At 46.1% G+C, this 13,113-nt stretch carries 12 protein-coding genes; 8 read left to right on the top strand and 4 right to left on the bottom strand.

All coding sequences use genetic code 11. From position 1 onward, the window contains the following. Nucleotides 1-11: 11 nt before the first annotated feature. The 3 genes from ICN37_RS10875 to ICN37_RS10865 are packed head-to-tail and all read right to left on the bottom strand — an operon-like array spanning nucleotide 12 to nucleotide 3,237. Entirely contained in the window at nucleotides 12-1,166 is a 1,155-nt protein-coding gene (locus ICN37_RS10875) for a DegT/DnrJ/EryC1/StrS aminotransferase family protein (RefSeq protein ID WP_216157474.1), read from the bottom strand. 11 nt (nucleotides 1,167-1,177) lie between these two features. Then, the gene (locus ICN37_RS10870; protein ID WP_216157472.1) at nucleotides 1,178-2,860 is read right to left on the bottom strand and encodes a glycosyltransferase family 39 protein; all 1,683 of its coding nucleotides are present in this window, start codon (nucleotides 2,858-2,860) and stop codon (nucleotides 1,178-1,180) included. Beyond that, entirely contained in the window at nucleotides 2,860-3,237 is a 378-nt protein-coding gene (locus tag ICN37_RS10865; RefSeq protein ID WP_215321618.1) for an Mth938-like domain-containing protein, read from the bottom strand. The genes ICN37_RS10870 and ICN37_RS10865 overlap by 1 nt, the downstream gene beginning before the upstream one ends. A 79-nt stretch (nucleotides 3,238-3,316) precedes the next feature. Between ICN37_RS10865 and ICN37_RS10860 the strand changes: the two genes are divergently transcribed. The 8 genes from ICN37_RS10860 (at nucleotide 3,317) to oxlT (ending at nucleotide 11,412) form a co-directional block, all read left to right on the top strand. Beyond that, nucleotides 3,317-4,573 (top strand): pyridoxal phosphate-dependent aminotransferase, encoded by a 1,257-nt coding sequence (locus ICN37_RS10860; protein ID WP_215321619.1) that lies wholly within the window; start codon nucleotides 3,317-3,319, stop codon nucleotides 4,571-4,573. Next, nucleotides 4,570-5,880 (top strand): homoserine dehydrogenase, encoded by a 1,311-nt coding sequence (locus ICN37_RS10855; RefSeq protein WP_216157469.1) that lies wholly within the window; start codon nucleotides 4,570-4,572, stop codon nucleotides 5,878-5,880. The genes ICN37_RS10860 and ICN37_RS10855 overlap by 4 nt, the downstream gene beginning before the upstream one ends. 19 nt (nucleotides 5,881-5,899) lie before the next feature. Next, the gene (gene thrC / locus ICN37_RS10850; protein WP_216157466.1) at nucleotides 5,900-7,342 is read left to right on the top strand and encodes a threonine synthase; all 1,443 of its coding nucleotides are present in this window, start codon (nucleotides 5,900-5,902) and stop codon (nucleotides 7,340-7,342) included. Between the two features lie 54 nt (nucleotides 7,343-7,396). Then, entirely contained in the window at nucleotides 7,397-8,620 is a 1,224-nt protein-coding gene (gene glp, locus ICN37_RS10845) for a gephyrin-like molybdotransferase Glp (protein ID WP_216157756.1), read from the top strand. 18 nt (nucleotides 8,621-8,638) lie between these two features. Next, nucleotides 8,639-8,896 (top strand): molybdopterin converting factor subunit 1, encoded by a 258-nt coding sequence (gene moaD / locus ICN37_RS10840; protein WP_216157463.1) that lies wholly within the window; start codon nucleotides 8,639-8,641, stop codon nucleotides 8,894-8,896. A gap of 1 nt (nucleotide 8,897) precedes the next feature. Further along, the gene (gene moaE, locus ICN37_RS10835; RefSeq protein WP_216122149.1) at nucleotides 8,898-9,350 is read left to right on the top strand and encodes a molybdopterin synthase catalytic subunit MoaE; all 453 of its coding nucleotides are present in this window, start codon (nucleotides 8,898-8,900) and stop codon (nucleotides 9,348-9,350) included. Further along, nucleotides 9,338-9,931, top strand: a complete 594-nt coding sequence (locus tag ICN37_RS10830) for a hypothetical protein (RefSeq protein WP_216157460.1) — start codon at nucleotides 9,338-9,340, stop codon at nucleotides 9,929-9,931. Before moaE ends, ICN37_RS10830 begins: the two co-directional genes overlap by 13 nt. Before the next feature lie 212 nt (nucleotides 9,932-10,143). Then, nucleotides 10,144-11,412 (top strand): oxalate/formate MFS antiporter, encoded by a 1,269-nt coding sequence (gene oxlT / locus ICN37_RS10825; RefSeq protein WP_216157457.1) that lies wholly within the window; start codon nucleotides 10,144-10,146, stop codon nucleotides 11,410-11,412. A 100-nt stretch (nucleotides 11,413-11,512) separates the two neighbouring features. Here the strand turns inward: oxlT and ggt are convergent, their stop codons facing one another. Beyond that, the gene (gene ggt, locus ICN37_RS10820) at nucleotides 11,513-13,111 is read right to left on the bottom strand and encodes a gamma-glutamyltransferase (RefSeq protein WP_216122156.1); all 1,599 of its coding nucleotides are present in this window, start codon (nucleotides 13,109-13,111) and stop codon (nucleotides 11,513-11,515) included. Nucleotides 13,112-13,113 lie beyond the last annotated feature (2 nt).

Raw genomic sequence — 13,113 nt, 5'->3', positions numbered from 1 at the left:
ACCCAGGAACGCTAGTTTTTGCGGTATTTCTGCAAAATTCCGACCAATCCACTGGCTATACGGGCAATATCTTCATCTGCCATTGCGGGAAATAAGGGGAGGGTGAGAATAGATCGACCAATGCGTTCGGCAACCGGAGTGTCTGAAGTTTTGTAGCCCTGGTTTTTATAGAGAGTGAACCCAGTAATTGCGGGGTAATGAACGCCAGTGCCAATACCCAAATCTTTTAACTCCGTCATCACTTGAGCACGATCAATATTGAGCTGATCAAGTGGCAAAATAACTTGAAACATATGCCAGTTACTATCAGTGAAATTTTCTACTGGAAGTTCTAATCTCAAGCCTTCCAATCCAGCAGATTTCAGTTTGGCACGAAGCATATCAAAGTATTGGCGCGCGAGTTCGGCACGACGTGTTTGATAAGGGGGAAGTTGCTTGAGCTGTTCAAGGCCGATGGCTGCATTCACATCGGTCAAGTTATCTTTGCCGCCCAATACATCAACATCCATGCCGTCCATGCCTTGACGGGTTAATCCTTGTAGGCGGAATTTCTCAGCCAGCTTTGCTTCGTCGAGATTATTGAGAACAAGGCAGCCACCCTCAATAGTGGTGAGGTTCTTATTGGCCTGGAAGCTAAAGCTCACCAGGTCACCAAAGCTGCCAATCTTCTTGCCTTGCCACTGCGAGCCAAAGGCCTGAGCTGCATCCTCAATCACGCGAAGCTTGTGTTGTTTGGCTAGCGCATAGAGTTGATCCATATCAACAGGTAATCCAGCTAAATAGACCGGCATGATCGCGCGTGTCTTTGGCGTGATTGCAGCCGCCACTTTATTCAGATCAATGTTGCGTGTAATAGGATCAATATCCACAAATACTGGTTTGGCACCAACACCTAAAATCACATTAGAAGTTGCGACCCAAGAAATTGGGGTGGTGATCACTTCATCGCCATTGCCAATGCCGGCAACTTGTAGAGCGATCTTCATGGTCGCTGTCCCATTTGCAAAACAGCGCACAGGACGGTCACCAAAGTATTGGCTTAGGGTTGCCTCAAACTCTGCTAACTTCGGTCCAGATGTCACCCATCCTGAACGCAATACCTCTGAAACAGCATCAATGGTTTCTTGATTGAAGCTCGGGCGCGTGAAGGGGATGAAGTTTGACATGGTGTCCTATATTACTGCGAGATATCTGGATGCTTGACAATGACCCTGCGTGAATCACGATCGACCTCCTGCATTGGAAAGCCTTGAGCCTTAAGCGCATTAAATTGCTCTGGAACCATGATGGCATAGGCCGTTTGATCTTCTTTCCAGCGATTAACAAAAGTATCTAAAGTCGGCATCCAAAGTTCTGGCTCTTGATTAACCCCAAACTCAAGCTCATCGGGTGATTCAACCATGATCATCGTTCTGCCTAAATAGAAAGGCATGGTGTGATCCAAAAGACGCACTGAATAGAAATTCACTTTTTCCGGAATTGAGGCTTTGACTCGCTCTACTAGATCGATGCCAGAGACTGCGCGACCTAGAGTTTCGTGACCTGTTCCTGCGATGATGGCGCATAGAAAAAATCCATAAGCAAAACTCACAATACTTTGAGTGCCATTACGTTTGCTTTGCCATGCTGCATAAGCGCTAAAGCTGACAAGTGCCACTAATGCAGTAATCACCCAATAGGTATATTGCGCATAAGCTTCAATCTCATCTGGTCTTGCTTGTTTGCCAATAGCATCTAAAAAGAAGAATCCAATGCATCCAAGAATTGCAAAAGCTAGTGTCTGCAATTTCCATAGAAATGCCATGGTGTTGGTGTGACTAAGTAAGCGATCTAAACGATTGCCAATAATTAAAGCGAGCGCTGGGAAAACGGGAATGATATAGCCAGGTAATTTGGAGTGAGATACGCTAAAAAATGCAAAGATCACTGCAAACCAGCAGACTAACAACCAACCTGCTGAGAACTCGCGACGGCGCCCGCTCCATGCCTGTGCAATAGCCCCCGGGACTTGCAGAATCCAGGGGAGTAAGCCAATCAGGAGTAGCGGTACAAAATAATAAATAGGGCCTGTTCTACTGTGAGCATCTTGTGTGAAGCGTTGTAGATGTTCGTGAATAAAGAAGAACTCTAGGAACTCGGGATTGCGTTGGGCCACTAGTGCGAACCAAGGCGCAGTAATTGCTAAGAACAATATGCTACCGCTAAGTAAACGTAAACGAGTCCAGATTTTCCAGTCCCACGTAGTTATGGAGTAAACAATAAAAACCATTGCAGGTATCGCTGCACCAATAACTCCTTTAGATAGTGTTGCTAGTGCCATAAAAATCCAGCAAGCCCACATCCAGTTGCGACAGTAATTTTTGTTATGGGAAGTTTGTGCAAGTAAGAGGCTACAGAGAGCTGCCACTAAAAATGAGGATAAGCCCATGTCGAGCGAGTTGAAGTGACCGCTGATAATCCAGATTGGGCTCGATGCCAATACAACGGCAGCCAACCATCCTGCTCTCGCGTTGAAGATGCGTGCACCAGTAAAGCCGACTAAAAGAATAGTTAGGAAACCCGTTAGCGCTGTCCAAAGGCGCGCTTGCCAATCACCAATACCAAATACTTGAAAAGCGGCGGCAGTTGCCCAGGCCTGGAGAGGGGGCTTTTCAAAATACTTGTAACCGTTGTAACGAGGGGTTATCCAGTCACCGGTAACCAGCATTTCTCGGGCTATTTCTGCATAGCGGCCTTCGTCGGATGGAATGAGATGGCGGTAATTGAGGGTGCCAAACCAGAGTAGGGCATAAATGATGACCAACAGCAAAATCTTGCCTGGATGCAGGGCTGAAGACTGCCGAATTTGGCCAAATTGCATTAAATAGGCTCCACAATCAGGGCTAGTAAGACTTGACGACCCTCGCCGACTAGGATGTTGTAGGTGCGGCAGGCAGCCTGGGAATCCATGATTTCAAAGCCAATTTTGGCCTCAATCAAGGATTTAAGAAGTTCTGGCTTAGGAAAGCGCTGGCGGCTACCGGTTCCGATGAGGATTAATTCTGGTTTTAAATCAACCATTTGCGCGAAATGACTGGCTTCTAAACTATCAAATGTTTGCGCAGACCAGTTAGAGATGGCGCCGTCCGAGCTGAGTAGGACTGCATGGTCATAAGAGATCTTATTGATCTCTACGTAGCCATCACCATAGCCAGTGATCGTATTCGCTCCGGAATGGGGGTCAGATTGAAGCTTCAAGTGGACTCTCTGTCATAATTATGTGGATTATAGCTAGCTGTTTTTTCTCATATTTCAAGAACTTACCCTTAAACTTATTGTGAAACCGATCCTAAAGTCCCAAAAGCTCAATAACGTCTGTTACGACATACGTGGGCCGGTGCTTGAGCTTGCTCAGCGCATGGAGGAAGAGGGCCACAAAATCATCAAATTAAACATCGGAAACGTAGGGGTTTTCGGTTTTGATCCGCCTGAAGAGATTCAGTTGGACATGATTCGCAATTTAAGCAATGCCTCAGCTTATTCTGATTCCAAGGGAATCTTTGCTGCTCGCAAAGCCATCATGCAGTATTGCCAAGAAAAAGGTATTCAAGGCGTGACCTTGGATGATGTATATACCGGTAATGGCGTATCCGAGCTCATTGTTCTGTCGATGAACGCACTTTTAAATGATGGCGATGAGGTTTTAGTCCCAACTCCAGATTATCCGCTTTGGACTGCTGCAGTTAGTTTATCGAGCGGTACACCGGTGCACTATCTTTGTGATGAATCCAAAGAGTGGGCGCCAGACTTAAACGATCTCCGTAAAAAAATTACACCGCGTACCAAAGCAATTGTGGTGATCAATCCAAACAATCCTACTGGTGCAATTTATTCCAAAGAAGTTCTGCTGGAGTTAACGCAAATTGCTCGTGAGCATGGTTTGATTTTGTTTGCGGATGAGATTTACGACAAGATGTTGTACGACGGCGAGAAGCATCTCTCATTAGCTTCTTTGTCTACAGATGTAGTCATTATTACCTTCAATGGCCTTTCTAAAAATTACCGCTCCTGCGGCTACCGCGCTGGTTGGATGGTGGTTTCAGGTGATAAAGAAATGGTCCGAGACTATATCGAAGGTCTCAATATGCTGGCCTCAATGCGCTTGTGTGCGAACGTGCCAGGCCAGTATGCGATTCAAACTGCATTGGGCGGTTACCAAAGCATTAATGATTTAGTTAGTGAGGGTGGTCGCCTTGCGAAGCAACGTGATCTTGCATGGAAACTCATAACTGATATTCCAGGTGTGACTTGCGTGAAACCAAAATCCGCTTTGTATTTATTTCCAAAACTAGATCCTGAGGTTTATCCAATTGAAGATGATCAGCAATTTGTAGCTGATCTTTTGAAAGAGGAAAAAGTATTGTTAGTGCAGGGCTCTGGTTTCAACTGGGGCAAACCTGATCACTTCCGTGTAGTGTTCTTGCCTCACGAAGATGTGCTCAAGGAAGCTATTAGCCGCCTTGCCCGTTTTCTGGAGCGTTATCGTAATAAGCACAGCCGTAAGGCTTCTTCAACTGCAGCAAAGGCATCATGAAACCGATTCAAGTAGGTCTGTTAGGTATTGGCACTGTTGGTGGTGGCGTATTCACCGTTCTCGAGCGTAACCAAGACGAAATTACACGTCGTGCTGGACGCGGCATTCGCATTAATACAGTTGCTGATTTAAATGTAGAGCGTGCCAAAGCATTGGTTAAAGACCGCGCACAAGTGGTGAGTGATGCCCGTACAGTAATCAATAACCCAGAGATCGATATCGTTGTTGAGCTTATTGGTGGTTATGGCATTGCTAAAGACTTGGTTCTTGAGGCTATCGCTGCCGGTAAGCATGTGGTTACAGCCAATAAAGCATTGATCGCTGTTCACGGTAACGAGATCTTTAAGGCGGCACATGCTAAAGGCGTGATGGTTGCCTTTGAAGCTGCTGTTGCAGGTGGTATTCCGATTATTAAGGCCTTGCGTGAAGGCTTAACGGCTAACCGCATCGAATGGATTGCCGGCATCATTAATGGCACTACGAATTTCATCCTGTCAGAGATGCGCGACAAAGGTTTGGATTTCTCAACAGTGCTTAAAGAAGCGCAACGCCTAGGCTATGCAGAAGCAGATCCGACTTTTGACATCGAAGGTTTTGATGCTGCTCATAAAGCGACCATCATGAGTGCGATTGCATTTGGTATTCCAATGCAGTTTGAAAAAGCACACATCGAAGGCATCACTAAATTAGATGCAATTGATATTAAGTATGCAGAGCAATTAGGCTATCGCATTAAGTTGCTTGGTATTGCCAAGAAAACGTCAACTGGTGTCGAGTTGCGTGTCCATCCAACTCTCATTCCTTCCAAGCGTTTGATTGCAAACGTTGAGGGCGCCATGAATGCCGTGCAAGTATTTGGCGATGCCGTTGGAACAACTTTGTATTACGGCAAAGGTGCAGGCTCTGAGCCAACTGCTTCCGCAGTGATTGCTGACTTAGTAGATATCACTCGTTTGCTAAGCGCTGACGCTGAGCATCGTGTGCCTTACTTGGCCTTCCAGCCAGATGCTGTCCATGACACACCAGTGCTCCCTATTGGCGAAATCACTACTAGTTACTATCTGCGCTTGCGTGTAGCTGATCAAGCTGGCGTATTAGCTGACATCACTAAAATTTTGGCATCGCATGGTGTTTCTATTGACGCACTTTTGCAAAAAGAAGCTGATGAGGGTGAAAGTCAAACTGATTTGGTGGCTTTAACTCACGAGACTAAAGAAAAGAACATGCTTGCCGCGATTAAAGAGATTCAGAATCTCAAGACAGTTACTGGCGAAGTGGTGAAGATCCGTTTAGAAAATCTGTCTTAAGTAAAACTCAGCAAAATATATGCGTTACCAATCTACTCGTGGCAATAGTCCACAACAATCCTTCTTAGAAATTTTGTTGGGTGGATTGGCGCCTGATGGCGGGTTGTATTTACCTACTCAATACCCACAAGTCACTGCAGCGCAATTGGATTCTTGGCGCGGCTTGTCATACGCAGACCTCGCTTATGAAGTATTGAGTCTGTATTGCGACGATATTCCTGAGGCGGATTTGCGTGCAATCTTGCGTAAAACGTATACCGAGCAGGTCTATTGCAATGGCCGTGCACAAGATAACGCTAAAGACATCACGCCTTTGCATTGGTTGGGCGAAGAGCAGGGAACACGCATTGGGCTATTGAGTCTTTCAAATGGCCCAACCTTGGCTTTTAAAGACATGGCCATGCAATTGCTGGGCAATCTTTTTGAGTACACTCTCAAGAAAAAAGGTCAGCAGCTCAATATTTTGGGCGCTACATCTGGTGATACGGGTAGCGCAGCTGAATATGCGATGCGCGGTAAAGAGGGTGTGAAGGTATTTATGCTTTCTCCCCGCGGCAAGATGAGTGCCTTTCAGTCTGCACAGATGTATTCCTTGCAAGACCCTAATATTTTTAACTTAGCAGTAGCTGGTGTCTTCGATGACTGCCAGGATATTGTTAAGGCAGTCAGCAATGACCATGCTTTTAAAGCGAAGAACCAAATTGGTACCGTGAACTCCATTAATTGGGGTCGTGTAGTGGCTCAGGTGGTGTACTACTTTCAAGGTTATCTACTGGCCACTAAGTCCAGCTCCGAAAAAGTCTCATTCACCGTACCATCCGGTAACTTCGGTAATGTCTGCGCTGGTCATATCGCCCGCATGATGGGTTTGCCTATCGAGCATCTCATCGTTGCTACCAATGAAAACAATGTATTGGATGAATTCTTTTCCACAGGCATCTATCGTGCACGTAAGTCTGCTGAGACCTTGCATACTTCCAGCCCTTCGATGGACATCTCTAAAGCTAGTAATTTTGAGCGCTTCGTATTTGATTTTATGGGTCAAGATGGTAAAGCGACTGCAGCTATGTTCAAGCAAGTAGATGAAGCAGGTGGTTTTGATATCTCAAAAGAGGCAGTCTTTAAAGAGCTGGGTAAATACGGCTTCCAATCTGGCCGTAGCACTCACGAGAATCGCTTAGAAACTATTCGTGATATTGATCAACGCTATGGCGTCATGATTGATACCCATACCGCTGATGGCGTGAAAGTGGCTCGTGAGCATTTGCAAGCCGGAATCCCGATGATCGTGCTCGAGACGGCGCTCCCCATTAAGTTTGAAGAGACAATTGAAATTGCTTTAGGACGTCCAGCAGAATGTCCACCAGCATTTAAAGACATTAAATCTAAGCCGCAGCGCGTAGAAAATATCGATGCCGACATGAATCAAGTTAAAGCGTTTATTACTTCACATCTAAGTTAATTCTTAACTTAGAAAATTTAAGCAATAAATAATTACTCTATGACAAAGCCACCGATGTTGACTGCGCAGCAGGCTTTAGATCACTTACTTTCGCATGCTCAAACTGTTGGCGAGAGTGAGAAAGTTGCCATGCAGGCCGCTTTAGGCCGTGTGCTCGCTGAAAACGTCAATAGCCTTGTTGATGTGCCTCCACTTGATAACACTGCGATGGATGGGTATGCGGTTCGCTCTGCTGATATTGCTACTCCAGGAAAATCACTCAAGATTGCTCAGCGCATTCCGGCTGGATCGATGGGAACCCCCTTGGAGTCAGGCACTGCCGCTAGAATTTTCACAGGAGCCCCTGTGCCTCCTGGTGCAGATGCAGTTGTGATGCAAGAGGATTGCTCGGTAGAGGGTCAAGCCGATCAAGTTACTGTAAACATTGCTCCGACAGCAGGTCAGTGGATTCGTCGTAGAGGCGAGGATTTAACTGCCGGGAAGACTTGTTTGACTGCAGGTGCTTTCTTGCGCCCACAAGAGTTGGGTGTAGCTGCTTCAGCGGGTTTGACTCACTTAAGCGTTAAACGTCGCGTCAAGGTGGCCGCCTTTTTCACTGGCGATGAATTAGCCCTTCCTGGTGAGCCATTAAAACCAGGCGGTATTTATAACTCCAATCGCGACACCTTATTAGCCTGCCTCAAGTCTTTGGGTTGTGATGCCACTGATTTGGGTATCGTCCCAGATCGCTTAGATGCAACCCGTGCAGCATTGCGTAAAGCCAGCAAGGACCACGATTTAATTATTACCTCTGGTGGCGTCTCAGTTGGCGAAGAAGATCACATCAAGCCAGCAGTTACCGCTGAAGGAAGATTGGATCTATGGCAGATCGCGATTAAGCCAGGTAAGCCATTGGCATTTGGTGCAGTCCGAAAATCAGACGAACCTAAGGATGGTGAGGCTTGGTTTATTGGTCTGCCAGGCAATCCGGTATCCAGTTTTGTAACTTTCCTATTGTTTGTACGTCCTTTTATTCTGAAGTTGCAGGGTCGTGAAGTGAGTCTTCCTCAGTCGTATTTAATGCGCGCAGATTTTGATTGGTTGAAAGCCGATCGACGTAATGAGTTTCTGCGTGTCAAATTGAATAGCAACTGCGGCTTAGATTTATTTCCTAATCAAAGTTCTGGCGTGCTCACTAGCGCCTCTTGGGGTGATGGCCTGGTTGATTGCCCGCCAAACCAGCCAATCAAAGCTGGCGATTTGGTGAAGTACATCCCATTTGATGCGCTGCTCAAATAATCGGTTTACGATTAGCTCATGAAACTCGAATTACGATTCTTTGCCTCACTACGTGAAGCGCTTGGCATCTCACAAGAGAGCATTACTATCCCGGCGACAGTAAAAACCATTGCCGATCTCAGAACGCACCTCATTGAACGTGGCAATCCATGGTCTGAGGTCTTGGCAGATGGCAAAGTCTTGCGTTGCGCCTTGAACCAGCACATGGTTGATGCAAATACAGCATTGCAAGATGGTGCAGAAGTTGCTTTCTTTCCTCCGGTGACTGGGGGCTGATATGCCAATCAAAATCCAAGAGAGCGATTTTGATGTCAGCGCTGAAATAGCGGCATTACGTAAAGGTGATCCGCGAGTAGGTGCGGTAGTTTCTTTCTTGGGTACCGTGCGAGATATGAATGACGGTAGCCAAGTAAAGGGCATGACGCTTGAGCATTACCCCGGCATGACTGAAAAAGCGCTACAGGAAATTCTGGATCAAGCCAAAGCGCGCTGGGATATTTATCAGGCCTTAGTGATCCATCGTGTTGGTCCCTTATTGCCCGAAGATCAAATCGTATTAGTGGTGGTCACCAGCGCACACAGAGGTGAAGCATTTGCTGCCTGTGAGTTCGTCATGGACTACCTTAAGACGGCGGCCCCATTTTGGAAGAAAGAAGACACCCCTGAAGGGGCTCGCTGGGTTGATGCCCGCGTTACCGATGAAGTGGCATTATCTAAATGGAAAAAATAATTAAAAAACATATAACGAGAAAGCTCTATGTTTGCCTATCGATCATGCTTACAGGCGGACTATCTGGTTGCGGTGCTGGCGATAGTGTGCAAGCACAATCAACCCCATCTACTTTGGCAACAAAAGATCTTACTGCTTTTGTGGATACGTATTGGTATGTGCCTACGGATTATTTGCTGGCCTATGCCTATAGCTCTTCCGGAAATCCAAAGACTAGTGCGGTAAACGATCAGACTATTTGGCATATCACTTCTGTCAATCAGGGATTTTTATTGGGCTGCTCTTTTGCTAGCACCAATAATGGCGCTACTTGGTCTGCATCAACTATTGTGGGGTCTGTAACAGCCAATAATTCGGTATCTATTGGTTTTTATGGATCATCTCTAACCGTAGGTTCTGGGCAGTTAACTACATCTAGCGGTCAACCTGCATTTTTGATGCAGATGTCAACCGGAAATGGAGCAGCCGGTCTCACGCACTGGGCTTATATGCTGCCCGTAACCTCATCTAATCCTGCCTGGTCTAGTTTGCCTGGCACTAATAGTGTGAGCGTCCCTACGGCAACTGCTTCGGGGTGCTAGATCAAATTCGTTTTATAGAAGCAGATGCCTGTTTGAAAAGATGAGCCATCCTTAGGGGTGGTTTTATTTTTATTGGTGCATCAAGCTGCATCAAAATAAGCGCTTCTGCACCATATCAGGGAATTCCTTAGTAATTACCCGTAAATTTAGATCAAAATGCATTAACAAAAGCATTTTAGAAATTTTGATTAAACAAAGCTCAGGAGATTTACATGACAACAGCAGCATTGAGTACGGAAAGTACTAGTAGCAGCCCCCTAAAGTCGAAATGGGTGCAATTGGCTTTAGGCGTCATTTGTATGATGTCCATATCCAGCCCTCAATATGTGTGGGCTTTATTTACTAAGCCAATCATGGGTCAGCTCGGTGTTACTTTGACTGAGTTGCAAATTACATTTTCGATTTTGATTGTGTTGCAGACTTTCTTTTCACCGTTTCAGGGTTACTTAGTTGATAAGTTTGGCCCTCGCCTTTTGTTATCCATTGGTACTATTCTGACGGGTGCAAGCTGGGTTCTTTCGGCTAACCTGACTACTGTATCCCATCTTTACCTCACCTATGGTGTGTTAGGTGGCTTGGGTACCGGTATTGTTTACATCGGCGTTGTTGGCTTGATGGTTCGTTGGTTCCCAAACAATCGAGGATTTGCAGTAGGTATGGTTGCTGCAGGTTATGGCATCGGTGCATTGCTGACGACTTTCCCAATCGCCACTAGCTTGACTGAGACAGGGATTCAGGGCACGTTGACATTCTTTGGTTACATCATTGGCGCTGTTGGACTATTGGCTGCTCAAGGCATTCGTGTGCCGCACGCTGATCGTGTGCAAACGGCTGATCAAAAAGAGGCTGCTGCATCGGGAGTTGCACCAAAGGTAATGTTAAAGACACCGGTTTTTTGGCTTATGTTTTTAATGATGTCCATGATGTCTACATCAGGTTTGATGGTTATCTCCCAAATGGGCGCATTTGCAAAAGACTTTGGTATTACATCGACCATGGTTTTTGGTATGGCTGCCTTACCTTTGGCCTTAACAATTGACCGCGTTACCAATGGTTTAACTCGACCAATATTTGGCTGGGTATCTGATCGTATCGGCCGTGAATACACCATGACGATTGCTTTTGGTTTAGAAGCGGTCGCTATGTTTGCTTGGGTAATGACACGCTCAGATCCCGTCATGTTCGTATTGCTCTCAGGTATTGTGTTCTTTGGTTGGGGTGAGATTTTCTCCTTATTCCCATCTACTTTGACTGATACTTTTGGCCAAAAGCATGCCACTACAAACTATGGTTTCCTTTACATGGCTCAAGGCGTTGGCTCTATTGTTGGCGCACCAGTTGCAGCCTACATTCATGGTGTTACAGAAAGCTGGATACCAGTATTTGGCATCATGATCGTATTGGATGCTACTGCGGCTATCCTGGCATTCTTCGTACTACGCCCAATGCGTGCTAAGTATTTGAAGACCTGTGCTGCATAAGTGCTAACTCAGTGGTGATTTGAAATTCGAAGATAGAAAAAGGCTACCAAGTTTGGTAGCCTTTTTTAATGCCATCTAATTGTTACTGAATTGAGACCTATTAGAATGAGCTCACAGCCCCATCACTTCTAGGATCCCATCCACCTTGTAGCGTACCCGATGGATCGCGAATGATACAACCCGCATGACCAACGGTTTCGTCAAATGCATCGAGCATTTCAATTTCATGACCTAAAGCGTGAAGTTCTTTAGCTACCCATGGACTAAAGCGCGACTCTAATTTAAGGCTATCACTGGTTTGCCCCCAGGTCCGTCCAAGCAACCAGCGTGGACGACTGATAGCATCCTGTGGATCAAGACCATAAGTTGCTGTTCGAGTAAATACTGCGCACTGGGTTTGTGGTTGACCATCTCCACCCATCGTTCCATAAACCATTGAGCGACCATCTTTAAATAAAGCCATCGCTGGGTTAAGAGTATGAAAAGGCTTGCGATGCGGCTCAAGGTGATTGAGTGTATTTGGGTCAAGAGAAAAGCTGCAACCACGGTTTTGCCAGTTGACACCTGAGGTAGGAAGCACAATGCCTGCGCCAAACTCATGATAGATGCTTTGAATGAAAGAAACACAATTGCCGTCGCCATCAATCACACCCATCCAAATAGTATCTGCAGGACCTTTACCCTGACCCCAAGGGAGCGCTTTTTCTGGATCAATATTCTTGGCTAACTTTTTCAGGAATGCGGGTGATAAGAAAGATTGCGCATTCTTTGTCATATAGGCAGGATCAGTTACAAATTGATCGCGTACTTTAAATGCTTGTTTGGTAGCCTCAACACAATGATGAACGTACTCGGCGCTATCAACCTTAAAGCGTTTTAAGTTCAACTGGTCCAAGATGCCAATAATCATCAATGAGACAACGCCTTGTGTGGGCGGCGTCATGTTGTAGACATTACCCATGCTATGTTTGAGCTCTAGAGGGTCTATGAGTTTTGCCTTATGACGGTGTAGATCGTCTAACCTCAGTGGACTGCCTAACTCAGCGAGTTCTTTTGCTAGTGATTGAGCTAGTTCGCCGCGGTAATAGTCATCCGTACCTTTTTTGGCAATCTGACGTAAGGTTTTAGCAAGACGCTCTTGCTTAAAGATGCTGCCAACAGCGGGCGCTTTGCCATTTGCTAAAAAAGTCTCTGCAAAGCCTGGAATGGGACTCAGTTCTTGACGCTTCTTTTCTGTGAGGCTGGATTGACTAAAGGTAACTGGTGTGCCAGCTTCTGCATAGTGAATCGCATCAGCCAATAGGCGTGAAAGAGGTAGTTTTCCACCCAGTCCTTGCTTGGAGAGTTGGTGCGCTGCGCCCCAGCCAGAGATAGTTCCAGCAACGGTATTCGCTGCTACTGCACCACGAAATGGAATGGCCTTAGTGATACCACGTTCTGCGTACCACTGCTTTGTCGCCAAACCAGCAGCCGCTCCACAAGCATCAATTCCACCCATGGCCTTTCCAGGAGAATGAACTACCCAGAAAGAGTCACCGCCTATGGAGTTCATATGAGGGTAGACCACTGCAATAGTTGCAGCAGCAGCTACCATTGCTTCTAAGGCGTTGCCACCTTCTCGTAAAACAGCTAAAGCAGATTCTGATGCTAGAGAATGTGGCGCTACCGCCATTCCTCTGGTTCCCCATTTTGGTTGCATGA

Source organism: Polynucleobacter sp. P1-05-14, from assembly GCF_018881675.1.
Lineage (GTDB): Bacteria > Pseudomonadota > Gammaproteobacteria > Burkholderiales > Burkholderiaceae > Polynucleobacter.
This window is presented reverse-complemented; position numbering and strand designations above follow the sequence as displayed.

Coding starts and splice junctions, on each gene's coding strand:
- ICN37_RS10855 (WP_216157469.1), top strand. CDS start 4,570: ATGAAACCGATTCAAGTAGGTCTGTTAGGTATTGGCACTGTTGGTGGT.
- ICN37_RS10875 (WP_216157474.1), bottom strand. CDS start 1,166: ATGTCAAACTTCATCCCCTTCACGCGCCCGAGCTTCAATCAAGAAACC.
- moaE (WP_216122149.1), top strand. CDS start 8,898: ATGCCAATCAAAATCCAAGAGAGCGATTTTGATGTCAGCGCTGAAATA.
- ICN37_RS10870 (WP_216157472.1), bottom strand. CDS start 2,860: ATGCAATTTGGCCAAATTCGGCAGTCTTCAGCCCTGCATCCAGGCAAG.
- glp (WP_216157756.1), top strand. CDS start 7,397: ATGTTGACTGCGCAGCAGGCTTTAGATCACTTACTTTCGCATGCTCAA.
- ggt (WP_216122156.1), bottom strand. CDS start 13,111: ATGCAACCAAAATGGGGAACCAGAGGAATGGCGGTAGCGCCACATTCT.
- moaD (WP_216157463.1), top strand. CDS start 8,639: ATGAAACTCGAATTACGATTCTTTGCCTCACTACGTGAAGCGCTTGGC.
- oxlT (WP_216157457.1), top strand. CDS start 10,144: ATGACAACAGCAGCATTGAGTACGGAAAGTACTAGTAGCAGCCCCCTA.
- thrC (WP_216157466.1), top strand. CDS start 5,900: ATGCGTTACCAATCTACTCGTGGCAATAGTCCACAACAATCCTTCTTA.
- ICN37_RS10830 (WP_216157460.1), top strand. CDS start 9,338: ATGGAAAAAATAATTAAAAAACATATAACGAGAAAGCTCTATGTTTGC.